Source organism: Chitinophaga sp. S165, assembly GCF_003182155.1.
GTDB lineage: Bacteria > Bacteroidota > Bacteroidia > Chitinophagales > Chitinophagaceae > Chitinophaga.
Genome location: NZ_QGTG01000003.1, coordinates 279,025 through 296,797, shown reverse-complemented (window position 1 = coordinate 296,797; position 17,773 = coordinate 279,025). Strand labels below are relative to the sequence as shown.

Annotated in this window: 13 protein-coding genes; 10 read left to right on the top strand and 3 right to left on the bottom strand. The window is 44.1% G+C overall.

Annotation, left to right across the window (positions count from 1 at the left end; translation table 11 throughout):
• The first annotated feature begins 364 nt into the window (after positions 1 to 364).
• A complete protein-coding gene (locus tag C7475_RS15635) occupies positions 365 to 4,450 on the top strand; it encodes a two-component regulator propeller domain-containing protein (RefSeq protein WP_199236242.1) in 4,086 nt (1,361 codons plus the stop codon).
• 10 nt (positions 4,451 to 4,460) lie between these two features.
• Positions 4,461 to 5,024, top strand: a complete 564-nt coding sequence (locus tag C7475_RS15630; RefSeq protein WP_110054324.1) for an SMI1/KNR4 family protein — start codon at positions 4,461 to 4,463, stop codon at positions 5,022 to 5,024.
• On the opposite strand, the gene C7475_RS15625 is transcribed toward C7475_RS15630, so the two are convergent.
• Positions 5,025 to 6,101 (bottom strand): WD40 repeat domain-containing protein, encoded by a 1,077-nt coding sequence (locus tag C7475_RS15625; RefSeq protein ID WP_110054323.1) that lies wholly within the window; start codon positions 6,099 to 6,101, stop codon positions 5,025 to 5,027.
• A gap of 214 nt (positions 6,102 to 6,315) precedes the next feature.
• Here C7475_RS15625 and C7475_RS15620 point away from each other — a divergent pair, with 214 nt between their 5' ends.
• Entirely contained in the window at positions 6,316 to 6,786 is a 471-nt protein-coding gene (locus C7475_RS15620; RefSeq protein ID WP_110054322.1) for a VOC family protein, read from the top strand.
• Positions 6,787 to 6,855: 69 nt separating this feature from the next.
• On the opposite strand, the gene C7475_RS32995 is transcribed toward C7475_RS15620, so the two are convergent.
• Positions 6,856 to 7,023, bottom strand: coding sequence for a hypothetical protein (locus C7475_RS32995; protein ID WP_158286515.1), 168 nt, complete (start codon positions 7,021 to 7,023; stop codon positions 6,856 to 6,858).
• The gene (locus C7475_RS15615) at positions 7,013 to 7,540 is read right to left on the bottom strand and encodes a hypothetical protein (protein WP_110054321.1); all 528 of its coding nucleotides are present in this window, start codon (positions 7,538 to 7,540) and stop codon (positions 7,013 to 7,015) included. Before C7475_RS15615 ends, C7475_RS32995 begins: the two co-directional genes overlap by 11 nt.
• 579 nt (positions 7,541 to 8,119) lie before the next feature.
• On the opposite strand from C7475_RS15615, the gene C7475_RS15610 reads away from it, so the two are divergent.
• The 7 genes from C7475_RS15610 (at position 8,120) to C7475_RS15580 (ending at position 17,692) form a co-directional block, all read left to right on the top strand.
• Positions 8,120 to 10,975 carry a TIM-barrel domain-containing protein gene (locus tag C7475_RS15610; protein ID WP_110054630.1) on the top strand — a complete coding sequence of 952 codons (2,856 nt, stop codon included), beginning with the start codon at positions 8,120 to 8,122 and terminating at the stop codon, positions 10,973 to 10,975.
• A 100-nt stretch (positions 10,976 to 11,075) separates the two neighbouring features.
• Positions 11,076 to 14,189, top strand: coding sequence for a TonB-dependent receptor (locus C7475_RS15605; RefSeq protein WP_110054320.1), 3,114 nt, complete (start codon positions 11,076 to 11,078; stop codon positions 14,187 to 14,189).
• An 18-nt stretch (positions 14,190 to 14,207) separates the two neighbouring features.
• Complete coding sequence (locus C7475_RS15600; RefSeq protein WP_110054319.1) at positions 14,208 to 15,773, top strand: RagB/SusD family nutrient uptake outer membrane protein; 1,566 nt, start codon at positions 14,208 to 14,210, stop codon at positions 15,771 to 15,773.
• Between the two features lie 26 nt (positions 15,774 to 15,799).
• Positions 15,800 to 16,564 carry a hypothetical protein gene (locus C7475_RS15595; protein WP_110054318.1) on the top strand — a complete coding sequence of 255 codons (765 nt, stop codon included), beginning with the start codon at positions 15,800 to 15,802 and terminating at the stop codon, positions 16,562 to 16,564.
• A gap of 222 nt (positions 16,565 to 16,786) precedes the next feature.
• Entirely contained in the window at positions 16,787 to 17,245 is a 459-nt protein-coding gene (locus C7475_RS15590; RefSeq protein ID WP_199236241.1) for a hypothetical protein, read from the top strand.
• Positions 17,246 to 17,263: 18 nt separating this feature from the next.
• A complete protein-coding gene (locus C7475_RS15585) occupies positions 17,264 to 17,494 on the top strand; it encodes a hypothetical protein (RefSeq protein ID WP_110054316.1) in 231 nt (76 codons plus the stop codon).
• 6 nt (positions 17,495 to 17,500) lie between these two features.
• Positions 17,501 to 17,692 carry a hypothetical protein gene (locus tag C7475_RS15580; RefSeq protein WP_110054315.1) on the top strand — a complete coding sequence of 64 codons (192 nt, stop codon included), beginning with the start codon at positions 17,501 to 17,503 and terminating at the stop codon, positions 17,690 to 17,692.
• Positions 17,693 to 17,773 lie beyond the last annotated feature (81 nt).

Sequence of the window (17,773 nt, the reverse complement as noted above, 5' to 3'; positions counted from 1 at the left end):
AAGAAATGCAAACGATTGCGCAAAAAAACCAGACAAACCTTTGGTTATCACTTACGGGGGCATTACATTTGTCCTGTAAATCATATAACACCGGGTTCGGCGCTGATTTACCTCCTGTCTTAGTGAAGATTGATGATCCCGGAAAACGTTAATGTTAATTTAAGCTCATAAACCCTGAAAATTTCATCATAATAAGATAAACTCATTATAAGCAAATTGCTAAACTTTTTATGGACCTGAGTACCATAACGTGGAATTTTAGCACAAAGGTCGAATTCTTTCGACCTTTCTTTTTTTATTTACGGCAGAGATTCTATATTGTAGAACAGACATTTAAAATTATAGATCCGCGTTAATCGTACAAGTGAACAAAAAACTATTTATTCTATTCCTGCTGGTGTTTCTACCCACTTTACTGCGAGGTCAGACAAGCTCGTCGCAATATCAGCTGACAAGAATAGATATTACTCAGGGGCTTTCAGCAAACCAGGTCAATTGCATCCTGAAGGACAGTCGTGGCTTTATGTGGTTTGGCACCATGTCCGGCCTTAACCGCTACGACGGGTACAATTTTAAAGTGTTCCGCCAGGCATTAAGCGATTCCACTACCCTTTCCGATAACTTTATCGCCAGTCTCATGGAAGGCCCTGATGGCCTGTTATGGGTCACACACCGCAACGGACAAAACATTTACCATCCCGACAAGGGCAACTTTCAACGCGATACCCGGCCCACACTCAGGCAGTATGGCATACCAGGAGACTCCGTGGGTCAGATCCTGAAAGACAAAACAGGCATATACTGGTTTGTCATGCCGAAGAACGGATTGTTTGGTTACATGCCGGCAACACATACAACAACAAAGGTCCCACTTGCAGGAAGTACGAAAAGCCCTGTTTCTTCTATTGCAGAAGACCCTTCAGGTAACATCTGGATACTGCATGCTGATGGCCTGCTACAGAAATTAGACAGTCGCAGCCACCAGGTCGTTCACCAGGTGCAGATGCCCGAGCAGAATGGCCGTAGCGACCAGCAGGAATACCAGATGACGTCAGACAGTGACGGCGATCTCTGGATCTTTAGTAATTCTGACGTACAGGGTGTTTATTACTACAATCAGCGTACAGCAAACTTTACTCACTATAATCAGAATACCGGCACGATAAAGCTTAACACTAATATCGTACGCGGCGTCGTGCAGGATAATCAGGGCCTGATCTGGATAGGAACAGATCACGGAGGATTGAACATCATCGATAAACAAAAACAAACCATACAATACCTCGTTAACAATAGCGAAAATCCTAAAAGCCTGAGTCAAAATAGTATCAATGCACTATACCGCGATAACACCGGTATTATATGGATCGGTACCTATAAGAAGGGGATCTGTTATTATCACGAGAACATTGTTAAGTTTCCATTATACCAGCATCAGTTATTTGCCGCTAACAGTCTCCCCTACGACGACGTTAACCGTTTTGCGGAAGACGCGAACGGCAATCTCTGGATAGGCACCAATGGCGGTGGATTGATCTACTTTGACCGTACACGCAATACGTTCAGACAATACCTCCATGATGTGAACAATACTAATTCTCCCAGCGGAAATGTGATCGTCAGCCTCTGGATAGATCATACCGGGAAGTTATGGATCGGTTCTTATTTCGGCGGACTGGATTGTTTTGACGGCAGCCGTTTTATCCATTATAAAAATGATCCTGCTAATCCAAATAGTCTTAGTGATAACAGCGTCTGGGAAATATTTGAGGACAGTCAGCAACGCCTCTGGGTAGGTACATTAGGAGGCGGATTGAACATCCTTGACAGGGCCACAGGCAACTTCCGCCGTTTTGCCAACGGTGCTCCCAATTCAATAAGATCGCCTTATGTGTCGGCGATACTGGAAGATAAAGCCGGTAATATCTGGATTGGCACTGCCGACGGTATAGATGTGATGAACAAAGCGGGTACATTCACGCATTATGGTACCGCCGATAAACAACCGGATGGATTAAGCAACAAAAATGTGATCTGTTTGTTCGAAGACAGCCGTGGCCTGATTTGGATAGGTACCCGTGAAGGATTAAACCTGTATGATCCTGCTACTAAAAAGATAAGCATCCTGCGAAGAGAAGCCGGATTGCCCGATAATACCGTGCTGAACATCCTGGAAGATAAAGACAGCACACTGTGGATGAGTACTGCCAACGGTGTGTCCAATCTCAGTATTAAGCGGCAGTCTGGCAGTTATGGCTTTCACTTTAAGAATTACGATGAATCAGATGGTTTACAGGGAAGGGAATTCAATGAAAATGCGGCTTTAAAGACCAGCAAAGGCGAGCTCATTTTCGGTGGAGGCAATGGCTTTAATCTCTTTTATCCGCACTCTATTGCCATCAACAGGACAGTGCCTCCTATTGTGTTAACTGACTTCCAGATCTTCAATAAAAGTATGGAACCGGGAGAACAGATAAATGGTCATACTTTGTTGCAACAATCTATTACACAAACGCAACACATCACGCTGAAATACCGGGAGAACGTCTTCTCCATTTCCTTCGCTGCATTGAACTACTTCCATCCTGAGAAGAATCAGTATGCTTATATGCTGGAAGGATTCAACAATGAGTGGCTCACTACCGATGGAAGCCTGCGTAAGGCCACGTATACAAATCTTGATCCGGGAGAATATACCTTCCGTGTAAAAGCATCTAATAACGATGGAGTATGGACGCCTACACCGCTGGAATTACATATCACTGTTCTCCCTCCTTTCTGGAGAACACCATTAGCGTTTATTCTATATGCATTGCTGATCATTGGCGCGCTTATTCTGGCCAGAAGAGTAATACTTGAGAGGGAGCGATTACGGTCCCGCATTGAACAGGAAAAACAGGAAGCACAGCGTATACATGAACTGGATGCATTAAAGATCCGCTTCTTTACGAATGTCAGCCATGAATTCAGGACGCCGCTTAGTTTGATCATTACGCCGCTGGAAAAGATGCTAAGCAAAGGATTGGAAAACAATATCCAGCAACAGCTGGTACTTGTACAACGGAATGCGCGTCGCCTGCTCAATCTCGTTAATCAGTTGCTCGACTTCCGTAAAATGGAAGTACAGGAGATCAAGCTCTATACTACCGAGGGGGATATCGTGGCTTTTGTAAAAGAGCTGACCACTTCCTTCTCCGATCTGTCCGAAAAGAAACAGATCGACCTGGACTTCCACAGTAGTATCAAAGAGCTTAACATGTTGTATGATCCGGATAAAATAGAGAAGATCATCTTCAACCTGTTAAGCAATGCTTTCAAATTCACGCCGGAACAGGGGAATATTTCTGTAGATGTTCAACTGCAACAAGGGTCGGTATTAGCCATTATGGTTAAGGATACAGGTATCGGCATCCCTGAAGAGCAACAGGAGCGGATCTTTGAAAGGTTCTTCCAGCATGACATACCCGGCTCAATGGTGAATCAGGGCAGTGGTATTGGTCTCAGTATCACACGTGAATTCGTAAAACTGCATGGTGGTACCATTACTGTTGATAGCGCTCCAGGCATGGGCAGCTGTTTCACTATACTGATACCTGTACAGGGCATATCAGGCAAACCGGTCACTACTCAACCGGAAACAACGGCGATACTGTCAGCCGCCCCCGTTTCAGTAGCTACGCCCCCTGTTTATACAGGCAAAAAGCCGGTGTTATTGCTGATAGAAGATAGTGAAGATTTCAGGTTCTACCTCAAAGATAATCTCAGTGTTCATTTTCATATCATCGATGCTCCCAATGGGCAGGCAGGATGGAACATACTGCAACATACCATTCCGAACATGGTGGTGAGCGATGTGAATATGCCGGAAATGGATGGATTGGAACTTTGTCGCCGGATACGTCAGCAGCAAAAGCTGGCACATTTACCGGTCATACTGCTCACTGCACGTGCATCGGAAGAAGATCAGCTGGAAGCCCTGGACAACGGCGCCACCGACTACATTACCAAGCCATTCAACTATGAGGTACTGTTGTCGCGCATCCGGAATATCATCACCCAGCAGGTATCACTGAAAAAGAGCTTTCAGCAGCATATTGAAGCACATCCGGAGGAGATAGCTATTTCTTCACAGGATGAACACTTCATCCAGCAGGCCTTACAGATCGTGGAAAAGAATATCTCCAATCCTGATTTTTCGGTGGAAGAGTTAAGCAGGGAGCTCCATATGAGCCGGGTCTCTGCGTACAAGAAATTATTGTCGCTTACAGGAAAAACACCACTTGAATTTATACGTTCCATCCGCCTGAAACGGGCTGCACAGCTGCTTGGAAAAAGCCAGTTAACAGTGGCGGAAGTAGCGTATGAAGTAGGATTCAATAATCCTAAGTATTTTGCAAAGTATTTCAAGCTGGAGTACGGCGTATTGCCATCAGCCTATAAGAACACTTAAAACGGACCTTATGCAAGCATTTCTCAACAAACTGGACAGTCATCTGACAGCTAAAAGGGCAGCTTATTACGCCACTTTGAAACCGGGACTATCAACAGAAGAAATTACAGCACTTGAAAAGGAGTTCAATGTAACCATTCCTGCCGACCTTCGTGCATTATATCAGTGGAAGAACGGGCAGCAGGAAGATTCTCATGAGGCATTTGTCAATAACTCCATGTTCGTGTCATTGAAGAGCGCCTTAGAGACCGCAAAGGAATTAACATCCATGATCGGTTCGGACTTTGAGCTTGAAAATTTCTGGCACGCAGCCTGGATTCCTGTCTTTGACAATGGTGGCGGCGATTACATCTGTTATGATACCGTTGGCGTATTCACCGGTATTAAGGGACAGATCATCGAATTCTGGCATGCTGATAATGACAGGAATACCATCGCCCCTGATCTTACTACATTTATCACTTCCATCAATCATCTTTATAGCACAACTCCTGTAGAAGAGCTGGATGAATACTTCGAAGTAAAAACACCGGATGGTTATCCGAAAGGCAATTATGCCGGAGAGGCGGAATGATCAGAAAAGTGTTTCAGGCAAATTATATAATCTTACTTCGCCTGAGTTATGGGTTAATAGTAACTGATGTTTCGTTGTCAGAGACACCGTAACTATTTCACCTGCATAATCAATGATCTCACGGGGATCAGTGGTAGGCCGGCCTGCCATGTCGTATGCCCTGATCTCACAACCTTCGGGAACAAGTTCGCCTGTACAGCTCATACTTTCACGGTCTATCAACAATAATCTGCCAAAGCGTGTGAATGCCAGCAGCGTTTTATTATTTACATAGAGCACAACATACTCAACGCTATCATTATCTTCTGTAGTAGGATATTCATTTCTATCTGCGAACAGTTCTTTCTCCTTCAACACAGCGGTCTTTTCTATCTCAGGGAAGGAAAACAGTTCGATGCCATCTTCATGATGTGGCGCTGTTACAAACTCCTTACCATCGGGAGAGAAGGTACCCATGATCCTGTCATGACATTGTGATAATTCTTCACATTTAATTTTCCCTTCACGTAATGTCATGCGATATAACAAACTGGCATCCTGTCCGGCAGCAGCCTCTACGATCATTGCCGTATTATCGGGCGTAGGATAGAACATATAGTTGTAGTCCTGATTGCCATCCATCATCCAGGTATCTATCACTTTATAGTCGCACGCTCTTACTGAATAAAGTATATCATTCTCAAGCGCAGAGCTGCCGGGTACAATGAACCAGATCAGTTGTCCGTCGGCCGAAAAAGCACAGGGTGAACCGAGGAATTTACCCCACGGTTCATGTTCAAAAGCCCATAATAAATTAGCGTCAAGATCCAGTATGCGTATCATCTCATTACCTGAAAGCGCCATCATCTTTCCGTCGGGACTGGCGGTGATCATACAGTTAACATAATTGATCGTTTGCGCCTGCAGATCTTTCTTCCATACCTGATTGAACGATTGATCAAGTCTGATGACGTGCGGATCTTTATTAAAGTTGAGCAGGTAACCACCATCAGCCAGTTCTGTTATACAGATAGGATTGGCCTCTAAAGCTAACTTCTGATGGATATTGAGTTGTATCTGTGTAAATGATTTTCCCATATACGGTAGGTAATGCAAATTACTTGTAATATTCTATATTTTAGTTGAAAATCCTGGCGACTATATGCCACATCACCACGAATTTTACAACATAAAAGAGGTTATTGACATCATCACCACCTTTACTGTCTGATCTTCCCCTTTAAGATGTCTTCTTCGCACCGCTTTTCAACCAATTTCTAAGGGTAAGTTTGTTCTATCAAAAACTACTCTTATGCAAAAGATCACTCCTTTCTTATGGTACGATACCGAAGCGGAAGAGGCTGCAAAGCTTTACACTTCCCTGTTTAAAAATTCATCCATCGGAAAGATCAGCCGTTATCCACCAGGCGTTCCGGGACAGGAAGGGAAAGTTATGACGGTAGAGTTCACACTGGATGGTCAGGAGTTTATAGCACTGAACGGCGGAACCCATTATTCTTTCACACCGGCAGTATCTATGTTTATCAAATGTGACACACAGGCGGAAGTAGATAAGCTATGGGATGCGCTTTCAGAAGGCGGCAAAATTGATCAATGCGGATGGTTAAGGGATAAGTTCGGCCTGTCCTGGCAGGTAGTACCAAACGGATTGCAGGAATTATTGCAGGATAAAGATCCGGGCAGGGCAAAGCGGGCAGTGGCTGCTATGATGCAGATGAAGAAACTGGATATTGCGGCATTAGAGGAAGCGGCGGCAGGATGATTGGATTATACGATATAGAAAAAGCCTGCCGGTTATGCGGCAGGCTTTTTAATGTGTGTGAATATTCACTTATACTTTTTTCAGGATCTTTTTTGCAGCAGGCTTAGTAGCTTTGGCTGCTTTAAAGATCCGGGCAGTTCTGTCATCATGATATTTTTTACTGGCTGCAGATTTTTCTTCCTGCACACCAATAAAGCCAATTTCATCAAGTTTATAATAACTTTTATTACTTACCATTGAAATAGTTTTTGAAGTACGAATTTACTAATTTTTTTGCTGCTGGAGTGAATAAGCCCAGTCTTCTTCCATAAATTATTTCAGCACCTAAAGTATCCATATAGTGCTTTAAAAGCCGTGTTTTTGCTGTGAATGCAACATGCCCGTCAAACCCTAAATCAAAGCTGATCTTACAGGCAAAAGCCACCAGATTACCGGCAACTCCCGCATGCTGTTTATCTTGCCCCCAATTATGTGGTGCACTCTCTAACAGATGCATTTCCACATATCCCTGTTTTACCTCAAGACAGACCAATCCCTGAATAACCGTGTCTCCAGTTATCAGCAATTTGAATACACTGCAGTCTCCCCGGGTGTATTCGATTTTCCAGTCAAAGACCCAGCCTTTTTTCTTTGAAATTCCCTGAATGTCCTTTTTTGATACTTCCTCTAGAAAAGTGTCCATTTTAAGCCCCGTCGCTACTTGTTCAATGCAGTCGGTTATCTTGTCAATGAAAAAACAAGTTTCTCTTGTCATTGGATTAACATTTACTTCTTTAATGATGGTTGGAATATTTAGCGATATTACAAAACGATAAACACCAATCAGTTAATGAGAAGTTAAAGATTTAAAATTTATCATATGACAGGGTCAACTAATCCATAGAAATTCAAACACATCTCCCATGACGGGCTTTTTTTCAATCTCGTCCACACACTATCAACCCATATTCTGTTGGAAAACGTTTCATTCCGGGGACCAGGATATCATCAAGATCAAAAGAAATTACCATAATGTATTGTCATGCCTTCAACACAAGATACAACGCCATCCACATCAGGGAGTTAACGGAGCGTTTAAAAAGATATATGACATTATCAATTAGTTCCACCCTCCATTTTATCCATCTGTTTTAACAAATCATACCCTTCCCGTTATCAAAACCATCCTTTCAACTGTCTCCGCAGTTAACATTTGGGCCCCTAATCAAAAACAATAGCGTCCCCTGGTTCTTAATACCTACTGTTAAATTTGTCTCAACACGTTAGTTATAGGAACTATTGATAATATATCCTATACGCCGCCAACAATAATAATCAGATCAATTCCATGGATATGAAGAAAAAGAGACTTTTACCGGTCCTGGCATTTACTTTTTGCATGCAGCTCTGCTATGCGGGAAAAATTGAAAGATTTAAGGATGGCTTACTCGTACGGTTGGAAAAAACAACAGCCGGTGGAGTTAAACAGGTCAAGCTACAGGTAATTACCGACAACATCATCAGGGTGACTGCCAGTCCGGCGGATTCCATTTCATCTACCCCCAGCCTGATGGCGGTGGTAACCGGTACGCGCGAAGTAAAATGGACCAGCGAGGAGAAAAACAACCAGGTTATGCTGAAGACCAGCACCTTAACCGCCAGTATTGATCTGACAACAGGAGAAGTAGTGTTCAGAGATCTTAAAGGCAATGTGATCCTCCAGGAAAAACAAGGCGGCGGCAAGACCTTCACTCCTGCCGTGATAGATGGTAAACCTCTCTACAAGCTCCAGCAGGTATTTGAATCTCCTGCAGGAGAAGCTTTCTACGGACTGGGACAACACCAGACAGGCTTAATGAACTACAAAGACCAGGACGTGGACCTTACCCAATACAACTCTATTGCGGCGATCCCTTTCCTTGTATCCAGCAAACATTATGGTATACTCTGGGATAACTACTCCATTACCCGTTTCGGCGATGACAGACCCTATGAACAGCTGGGCAGTCTGCAGCTATCTGATAAAAATGGCAAACCTGGTGGACTGACCGCTACTTATGCCATGCGTTATAAACCAGACAGCATTTTCTTACAGCGGCAGGAATCTCTTATTGACTTCACCTTCCTACCCGACCTGAAGAAAATACCGGCAGGTTATCCAATGGGTAAAGGTGTGATCACCTGGGAAGGAGATATTGCATCTCAGAACGGCGGACAAGAGAAATTCTATTTAACCGCTTCCGGATACATCAAGGTGTGGATTGACGGCGAATTGGAACTTGATAAATGGAGAGAAGGCTGGAACCCCGGACCTTCAGTGTTCCGTCACCAGCTGGAAAAGGGAAAGAAATACAAGTTTAAGCTCGAATGGATCCCCGAATCAGATCAGGCTTTCGTTTCCGTTAAACACCTGTCTCCTACGTCTGCCAGATTACAGAACAAGGCTGCACTGACTTCTGAAGCCGGTGAAAAGATAGACTATTACTTTGTGTATGGCCAGCAGACAGATGATGTCATTAACGGCTACAGAACTATCACCGGTAAAGCTACCATTGTTCCTAAATGGGCATTAGGTTACTGGCAGAGCCGCGAACGTTATAAGACACAACGTGACGTGATCAGTACTGTCCAGGAGTTCCGCAAAAGACAAATTCCGCTGGACAATATCGTAATGGACTGGTCTTACTGGAAAGAAGATGCCTGGGGCAGCCAGGAATTTGATCCTGCCCGCTTCCCCGATGCCAAAGGTATGATAGATTCATTGCACAATATTTATCATACACACTTCATGATATCGGCCTGGCCTAAGTTCTATAAGGACATCCCTAACTACGATCTCTTTAATGAAAAAGGCTGGTTGTATAAGCAAAGCATTAATGACGGTATCAGGGACTGGATCGGCCAGGGATATGTATCCACTTTCTATGATGCATTCAATCCCGGCGCCCGTCAGTTATTCTGGCAGCTGCTCAGCAAACATCTCTTCAGTAAAGGTGTAGATGCCTGGTGGCTGGATGCTACGGAGCCAGATGTATTGTCCAATGCCACTATCGACTATCGTAAACAATTAATGAACCCTACTGCATTAGGACCTTCCACACAATACTTCAATACCTATGCGCTCATGAATGCGAAAGGCATTTATGAAGGTCAGCGGAAAGAAAAACCAGATCAGCGCGTATTCATCCTGACACGTTCAGCTTACGCCGGCATGCAACGTTATGGTGCAGCTACCTGGAGTGGCGATATCGCCGCACGTTTTGATGAACTGGCAAGACAGATACCGGCAGGACTGAATTTCAGCCTATCAGGCATGCCCTACTGGACCACTGATATTGGTGGGTTCTATGTTGAAGACAAATACGATCAGCCAGACCCGCAGGGTGCAGACCTCCAGGAATGGAGAGAGTTGAACACCCGCTGGTTCCAGTATGGTTCATTCTGTCCATTGTTCCGCTCGCACGGTCAGTATCCTTACAGGGAACCTTTCAACATCGCACCGGAAAACAGCGACGAATTAAAGTCAATGGTCTATTATGACAAACTGCGTTACCGGCTGATGCCTTATATTTACTCCCTTGCGGGACAAACCTATCATCATGGTTATACCATGATGCGCGGATTGATCATGGATTTTGAGAAAGATACAGCGGTAAGAAATATCGGCGATCAGTTCATGTTCGGTCCTGCGTTACTGGTCAATCCCGTATATACTTATAAAGCACGCAGTCGTAAACTATATCTTCCGGCCAATACCGGCTGGTATAATATCTACAATGGAAATTATACTGAAGGTGGACAATACATTACCGCGGACGCTCCGCTGGACAGGATCCCCTTATTTGTAAAAGCAGGCAGCATTGTTCCATTCGGACCGGCGTTACAGTACACAGCACAACGTCCGGCAGATACGATCACGCTCTATGTGTATACTGGTGCCAACGGAAAGTTTACACTTTATGAAGATGAAGGGGTCAATTATAATTACGAAAAAGGGCAATACAGCACCATCAACCTCACGTACGAGGAAGTGAACAAAACACTGACAATAGGCAAAAGGGAAGGTAAATTCCCAGGCATGTTGCAGCAGCGGACCTTCCGTATCGTGAAAGCCGGAAAAGACAAACCAGTCAGCATGGATTTCGACAATACAAATGCAACAGTGATAAAATATGACGGTTCAGAAAAGAAAGTTTCATTAAAAAATTAGCCACGCATATGATTAAGGACTTTTAGCAATTAACACGTTGTGAATAGTATTCACGTATGACCATCAGATAATACATCCCGTAAACTAACATTCTAACATTATGAAAACTGCTTACAAAATCAGAGATTTTGTGACTGCCTGCATGATCCCCGTTTCATGCGGATTAAGCAGCCTGCTGCTAATAACGATGTTATTGCCCGTGAACGTGGCGATGGCACAAACAGCTAAACGAGCCCTTTCCGGGAAGGTGACTACCGGTAAGGACAACAGCCCGCTACCTGGCGCCAGCGTGCGTATCAAAGGCACCAATAACGGCGCTATTACCGATGCCAACGGCGGCTTTAATTTACAGGTGAGTGATAGCGATTCTCTGGAAGTAACACTGGTAGGCTTCAGCAAACAAGTGATCTCCGCAAGAGGAAAAACATCGCTCAATGTAAATCTCTCTGAAGGCGCTACCGGTCTGGACGAGATAGTAGTGGTGGGTTATGGTACTGAAAAGAAGAAACTGGTGACAGGTGCAATTGACCATGTCAATACCCAGCAGCTGGAACAGAACCATGCCCTGCGTGTGGATCAGGCATTACAGGGACAAACACCCGGCGTACAGATCACGGCTACTTCCGCACAACCGGGCGAAAGCATGAAAGTACGTATCCGTGGTACAAGCACTGTTGGTAATGCAGACCCATTATATATTGTGGATGGTGTACCTACTTACGACATCAGCTACCTGAACGCCTCCGATATTGCTGCTATGGACGTGTTGAAAGATGCGGCATCTTCAGCTATCTACGGCGCGAGAGCTGCCAATGGTGTTGTACTGATCACCACACGTAAGGGCCGTGCAGGAAATATGAAAATATCCTACGACTCCTACTATGGTTTGCAGAATCCTTCACATAAAGTGTCTCTGCTCAATGCGCATGACTATGGCGTGATCATGAATGAGATGGCCATTAACTCAGGCTCCGTTCCTTACTTTACTGTAGACCAGTTAAGCAAACTGGGTAAGGGTACTGACTGGCAGGAAGCGATATACAATAAAAAAGCACCTATGCAAAACCATTCACTGGCTTTTGCAGGTGGCAACGAAACCTCCGTATTTTCTTCCTCTGTTGCTTACACTGAACAGGAAGGTATTATCGGATTAAAGGACCAGTCAAGATTTGACAGGCTTTCCTTCCGTATGAACAGTGAGCATAAGATGTACAAAGACATTATCATATTCGGTGAAAACCTGACCTACACTCAATCTCGTAAAAGGGGTATCGGTGTAGGGAATATCTATAGTAACGCTATACGCTCTGTGTTCACTGTTAGTCCGTTGTTCCCGGTTTATGATGCCAATGGCAACTATGCTAAATCCAACTTCAATGTGGAAGAAGCGAACCCTGTAGCAACACTGGATTATCAGAATCAGAATAAAGACAAGACAGACCGTATCATGGGTAATACATACCTGCAGGTATCGCCTATCAAGGGACTGACTGTACGTACCGATTTCGGTATTGATATCAGCAACAGGGATGCAAGAAGTTACCTGCCGACTTACAACCTGTCTACCAACGTTATTAATGAACATTCCCGTGCTACACAAGGCATATACCGTACGCACAGCTGGAACTGGGACAATACCATCAACTACCAGCGTGAATTAGGAAAACATAGCGTAGGCGTACTGGCAGGTATGAACTCGAACAAAACTGAAACCTCTTACCTGTATGGTTACAAACAAGATCTGACTAAAGAAGGTCTTGATAACGCTGTTATCGACAATGGTACGACAGATAGTACCCAACGGATCTTTGGAGCTGACAGCTCCGCAACGATCTATTCTTACTTCGGACGTATCAGCTATTCTTATGCCGACAAATACATGTTCACCGCAGTAGTGAGATCGGACGCGTCTTCCCGCTTTGGTCCTAATAACCGCAGGGCGAACTTCCCTTCTTTCTCTGTTGGTTGGGTACCCACTAACGAAGACTTCTTTAAACCAACATGGCTTGACTTCCTGAAAATACGTGCAGGCTGGGGACAAAATGGTAACCTCCCCACCGGATATTATCAGTATTTATCAACCATCTCCACGCAATATCTGGGTTATTATTTTGGTAGCGGAGATGTTCCTTTTATCGGTGCAGCTCCTATCAAAATATCCAATCCTGACCTGAAATGGGAAACATCAGAACAGGCCAACGTAGGTATCGATGCACACTTCTTTAAAGACTTCAACCTGACTGTAGATGTATATCGTAAAACCACCAAAGACTGGCTGGTACCTGTTAACGTGCCTGCCGTTTCCGGTGCGGCTACAGTATTGATCAATGGTGGTGATGTACGTAACCAGGGTGTGGAAATTTCACTGGGTTACAATCATACCTTCCACGATCTGACAGTAGGCATCAATGGCAACATGGGTATCAATCGTAACGAGATCACGGATATCCCTAACCGGGAAAAGATCATCAACGGTGCAACTGCTATCACTTTTGCAAGTATGCCTGAATTCTACCGTGCACAGGTGGGTTTCCCAATGGGATATTTCTACGGATATAAAACTGCGGGCATCTTCCAGAATGAAAATGAAGTGGCCGCATATGTGTCTAAAGATGGAAAGAAAATACAGCCTAACGCACTCCCCGGTGATGTACGTTTCCAGGACCTGAATGGCGATGGTATCATAGATAGCAAAGACCAGACACAGATCGGTAATCCTTATCCGAAGTTCACCTATGGTTTAAACATCAACCTGGGTTATAAAGGTTTTGATTTCTCCGCATCACTGTACGGTAACTATGGTAACCAGATATGGGATGGTACACATGATTTCTCCCGTCCGCTCAGCAACTATACGACTGAAATACTGGGTCGCTGGACAGGTGAAGGAAGCTCTAACCGTTTACCGCGCGTAACAGATGGAGCAGAACTGAACCAGAACTGGATCCGTTCTTCCGACCTGTATGTGCACAATGCATCTTTCCTGCGTGTAAAAAGCCTGAACCTTGGATATGATTTCAAAAAGGTATTACACACATTGCCTTTGCAGCAGCTGAGATTGTACGTTTCAGCCACTAACCTGTTCACCTTTACTCCTTATAAAGGCGTAGATCCTGAAGTAGGTTATGGCCCGACCGGCTGGGCTTCCGGCATAGACCTGGGTACTTATCCGCAACCTAAAACAGTGTTGGTAGGTCTGAACGTTAAATTCTAATCCGGTAAATCATTCCACATGAAAAAGATCTTCGCATCCATCATAGCAATCGCACTCTTTGCTGCCTGCAGCAAGGATTTTCTGGAGCTTTCCCCTGTCGACGAACAGACGGAAACCTCCTTCTATCAGACGCCCACACAGGCCTTACAGGCACTGGTAGCGGTATATAATCAACTGAATATCGGTGATTATGATAACATCCATCTTGTATCCGAACTGGCCAGTGATAACTGCTTCGGAGGTGGCGGTACCTCTGACCTGGTATGGAAACAATGGGACCGCTTCCAGGAGGCGTCTAATATGAACCTGGGCATCTGGCAGAAATATTATACCGGCATCTACAGGGCCAATGTGTTGCTGTCTAAGATTGACGGTGTTAACTGGGGTGCCGATAGCACACTTAAAGCCACTTATGTCGCAGAAGCCCGTTACCTGAGAGCATACTTCTATTTTGACCTGGTCCGTGTATTCGGTAATATTCCACTGGCTACCAAACCGCTGACAGTGTCTGAATACAATATGCCACAGGCCACTCCTGCAGAGGTGTATAAACAGATAGCGGAAGACCTGCAATACGCAGCCAATAATCTGCCTGCTACTGCTTACCAGGGCATATCACCAAACAACTATGGCCGGGCTACCAAATGGGCGGCACAAGCCCTATTGGGACGTGTATACCTGTATTATACCGGCTATTACAGTCAGCCGGACCTGGCAGGTGTTGTTAACAAAACGCAGGTACTAGGCTATCTTGATAATATCATTAACGCAAGCGGTTATGGGCTGGTAGATAGCTTCCCCCGCTTATGGCAGGCTTCAGGCCGTTCCTTTGCAGGTGAAGACAATAAAGAAACGATCTGGTCTATCAAGTTTACCTACAAAGGCCTGGGCAACTGGGACCAGCATAATGGCAACCGCATGCAGGTGGATATAGGTATCCGCAGTCAGGTACTTAATCCTTATTACAAAGGTTGGGGTGCCGGTACTGTAACCAGCAAACTATGGAATGCCTACGATGGCGCTGACACGCGCAGAAATGCCAGCATCATTTCTATCGAAGATGAAAATCTTACCGGCTATGCTATTGGCGACCAGTCGCAGTATACCGGTTACTTCTGGAAAAAATACATGCCGTTGAACGATGGCAATGCAGATAGCAAGGGAGGCAATTTCCAGATCGACAACTATTTTGATGATGTGATCATCCGCTATTCCGATGTATTACTGATGGCTGCAGAACTGAACCTTGACGGCGATCTTTCCAAAGCCCAGAACTATTACAACCAGGTGCGTGACAGGGCATTCCTGAACACCACCAGCCGTAAAACACTGACTGCAGACGCCAATGGTAAAAAGTTGATCATGGAAGAACGCCGCCTGGAATTTGCACTGGAAGGATTACGCTACTGGGATCTGTTACGCCAGGGTTTAAACGTTGCCAAAACAGCTATAGACAATGACGTTAGTGACAACCAGTTCGATGTAGGTTTCCGTACTGAAACAATGGGACTGTTCAAGATCCCTGAACAGGAGATCAATTTATCAAGCGGTACTTACAAACAAAATCCCGGCTGGGCTAACTAATGTCGATTCATTCAAAAAACTGCATTATGAAAAAGTTTATCACCTTATCCCTGTTTGCACTGTCGGCCATGCTGGTATCCTGTACAAAGGAAGACGAAGAAAGCCTGGCCGGACCGTCCATTCCGAAAAGTGACGTGAAATTTTCCGTTACACAGGAACAGGGACATGACAATATAGTAATGTTGAACAGTCTCACCGCTGGTAGTTATATCCCATACTGGGAATATACCGGTGGTTTCTCTAAAAAGAAACAGGACACCATCAACCTGCCATTCGCGGGCGACTATACGATCCGCTACACTATCTATACGCCCGGCGGACCATTAGTTGATTCTACGAATATATCTGTTTCAGAAAATGATCCTGAATATTTTGCCAGTCCTATGTGGAACCTGCTGGCCAATGCAATGGAAGGCAAAACATGGGTATGGGCATCAGACATTCCCGGAGGCATCTGTTATGGAAATGGTTCCGGCGGAGCAACAGCACCTGAGTGGTGGCAGAACGGCATAGCTTATCTCACTGAACAGGGCGTCGCAGCGGATGAAATGACCTTTGATCTAAACGGCTCTAAGAATTATACCTTCACACATGCAGGTGTTGCGAAGAAAGCACTATTTGAACTCGATACTTTAAATAAGACATTGAAGATAACAGGTAGTGATATCAGCCTCGGTGGTAAAGTTACTTACGTGATAGTAAAACTTACTGCCGACGAACTCACACTGGCACAGCAGGGTGATGGCTGGAGAAACATCTGGATGTACAAGCGGAAGGGATATAATTATTAGTTTTCGGGATTTAAGATGGAAGAAAAAAGGGATGAGGTTTCGCACTTCATCCCTTCTTTTTTTAAAAAAAGTTTGAAGAAAATTTTGAGGACATAGGAAAAGGTGTAACTTAGTGATATAGAAAACGCGCAGCCCCTGATTAGTAACTAGTCAGGGGCTGCGCGTTTTTTATTGTCATATGTTCAGAATGAACAAACCATTGTCAATGTTAAAACCTGTGAAATGCATTTAGATCATTATTTATTTACAATGACCTCAAAAACAAAAAAGGTAACTGAATATGAATTTACGAGCATTGGTCCAAAAGGGGTTATTAGAAAGACTATACGCTTTGTGCTTATCGATCATAATTGCTATAATCTTTCATTTGGGGAAAAGGATAAGGATACAAACAAAATATCTGATACTGTTAATTCCAGAAACAACGACCATGAGATGATACTAGCAACAGTAGCAGCAGTCGTAGACGTTTTTACTTTGGATCATCCTTATTCATCTATATATGCAACAGGTAGTACTCCGTCAAGAACAAGGCTATATAGAATCTGTATCACCAAATACTGGAGTGACATTACTACGCAATTTACCATCCTGGGACTTCAAAATGACAAATGGCAAGGGTTCACGCAAAACCGTTCTTATAGTGCTTTTCTCGGTACAAGAAATCATTCAAAACAATAATTTTTAAACTCATCATTCATGGAAACAGTAATCTCAAAAAAACAAGAGACAAAAACTCGAAAGTCTGTTAAACACAATTGCTCATTGGATCGCCCGGTACGCCGTATGACGCTCAAAGAAGCATTACAAGATCCATTTACAAAGAAAAAGTATGAAGAGGCAAAAGCAACTTTAGCACGATGTCCTATCCCAGAAGAATTCCTACACAGAAAAAACATGAAAAAAGTTTCCAATAAATCTTCAAAATAAACATTCATGGAAAATGTAGCCTCAAAAAGAACTCGAAAATCATTAAGAAAAGCTGATATTATTGTCCCACGTGAACCGGGCATGACTCTTGAAGAACTATTCGTAAGACAAAAGCATGAAGATGCAGTTGCAACGTTGCCTAAATATCCTGTTCCTGAAGAATTATTACAACGGCTCAGAAATACCGCCAGGTACTAGAATTATCACGTTTAAAGCTATTATAAAAAAGGGATGCCACATTAAAACACGGCATCCCTTTTTTATAAAATATTAAATCCT

Excerpts from the sequence above, each read along its gene's own strand:
- C7475_RS15605 (WP_110054320.1), top strand. The coding sequence starts at position 11,076 with ATGAAAACTGCTTACAAAATCAGAGATTTTGTGACTGCCTGCATGATC.
- C7475_RS15610 (WP_110054630.1), top strand. The coding sequence starts at position 8,120 with ATGAAGAAAAAGAGACTTTTACCGGTCCTGGCATTTACTTTTTGCATG.
- C7475_RS15600 (WP_110054319.1), top strand. The coding sequence starts at position 14,208 with ATGAAAAAGATCTTCGCATCCATCATAGCAATCGCACTCTTTGCTGCC.
- C7475_RS15590 (WP_199236241.1), top strand. The coding sequence starts at position 16,787 with ATGCATTTAGATCATTATTTATTTACAATGACCTCAAAAACAAAAAAG.
- C7475_RS15620 (WP_110054322.1), top strand. The coding sequence starts at position 6,316 with ATGCAAAAGATCACTCCTTTCTTATGGTACGATACCGAAGCGGAAGAG.
- C7475_RS15630 (WP_110054324.1), top strand. The coding sequence starts at position 4,461 with ATGCAAGCATTTCTCAACAAACTGGACAGTCATCTGACAGCTAAAAGG.
- C7475_RS15580 (WP_110054315.1), top strand. The coding sequence starts at position 17,501 with ATGGAAAATGTAGCCTCAAAAAGAACTCGAAAATCATTAAGAAAAGCT.
- C7475_RS15585 (WP_110054316.1), top strand. The coding sequence starts at position 17,264 with ATGGAAACAGTAATCTCAAAAAAACAAGAGACAAAAACTCGAAAGTCT.
- C7475_RS32995 (WP_158286515.1), bottom strand. The coding sequence starts at position 7,023 with ATGGTAAGTAATAAAAGTTATTATAAACTTGATGAAATTGGCTTTATT.
- C7475_RS15615 (WP_110054321.1), bottom strand. The coding sequence starts at position 7,540 with ATGACAAGAGAAACTTGTTTTTTCATTGACAAGATAACCGACTGCATT.
- C7475_RS15595 (WP_110054318.1), top strand. The coding sequence starts at position 15,800 with ATGAAAAAGTTTATCACCTTATCCCTGTTTGCACTGTCGGCCATGCTG.
- C7475_RS15625 (WP_110054323.1), bottom strand. The coding sequence starts at position 6,101 with ATGGGAAAATCATTTACACAGATACAACTCAATATCCATCAGAAGTTA.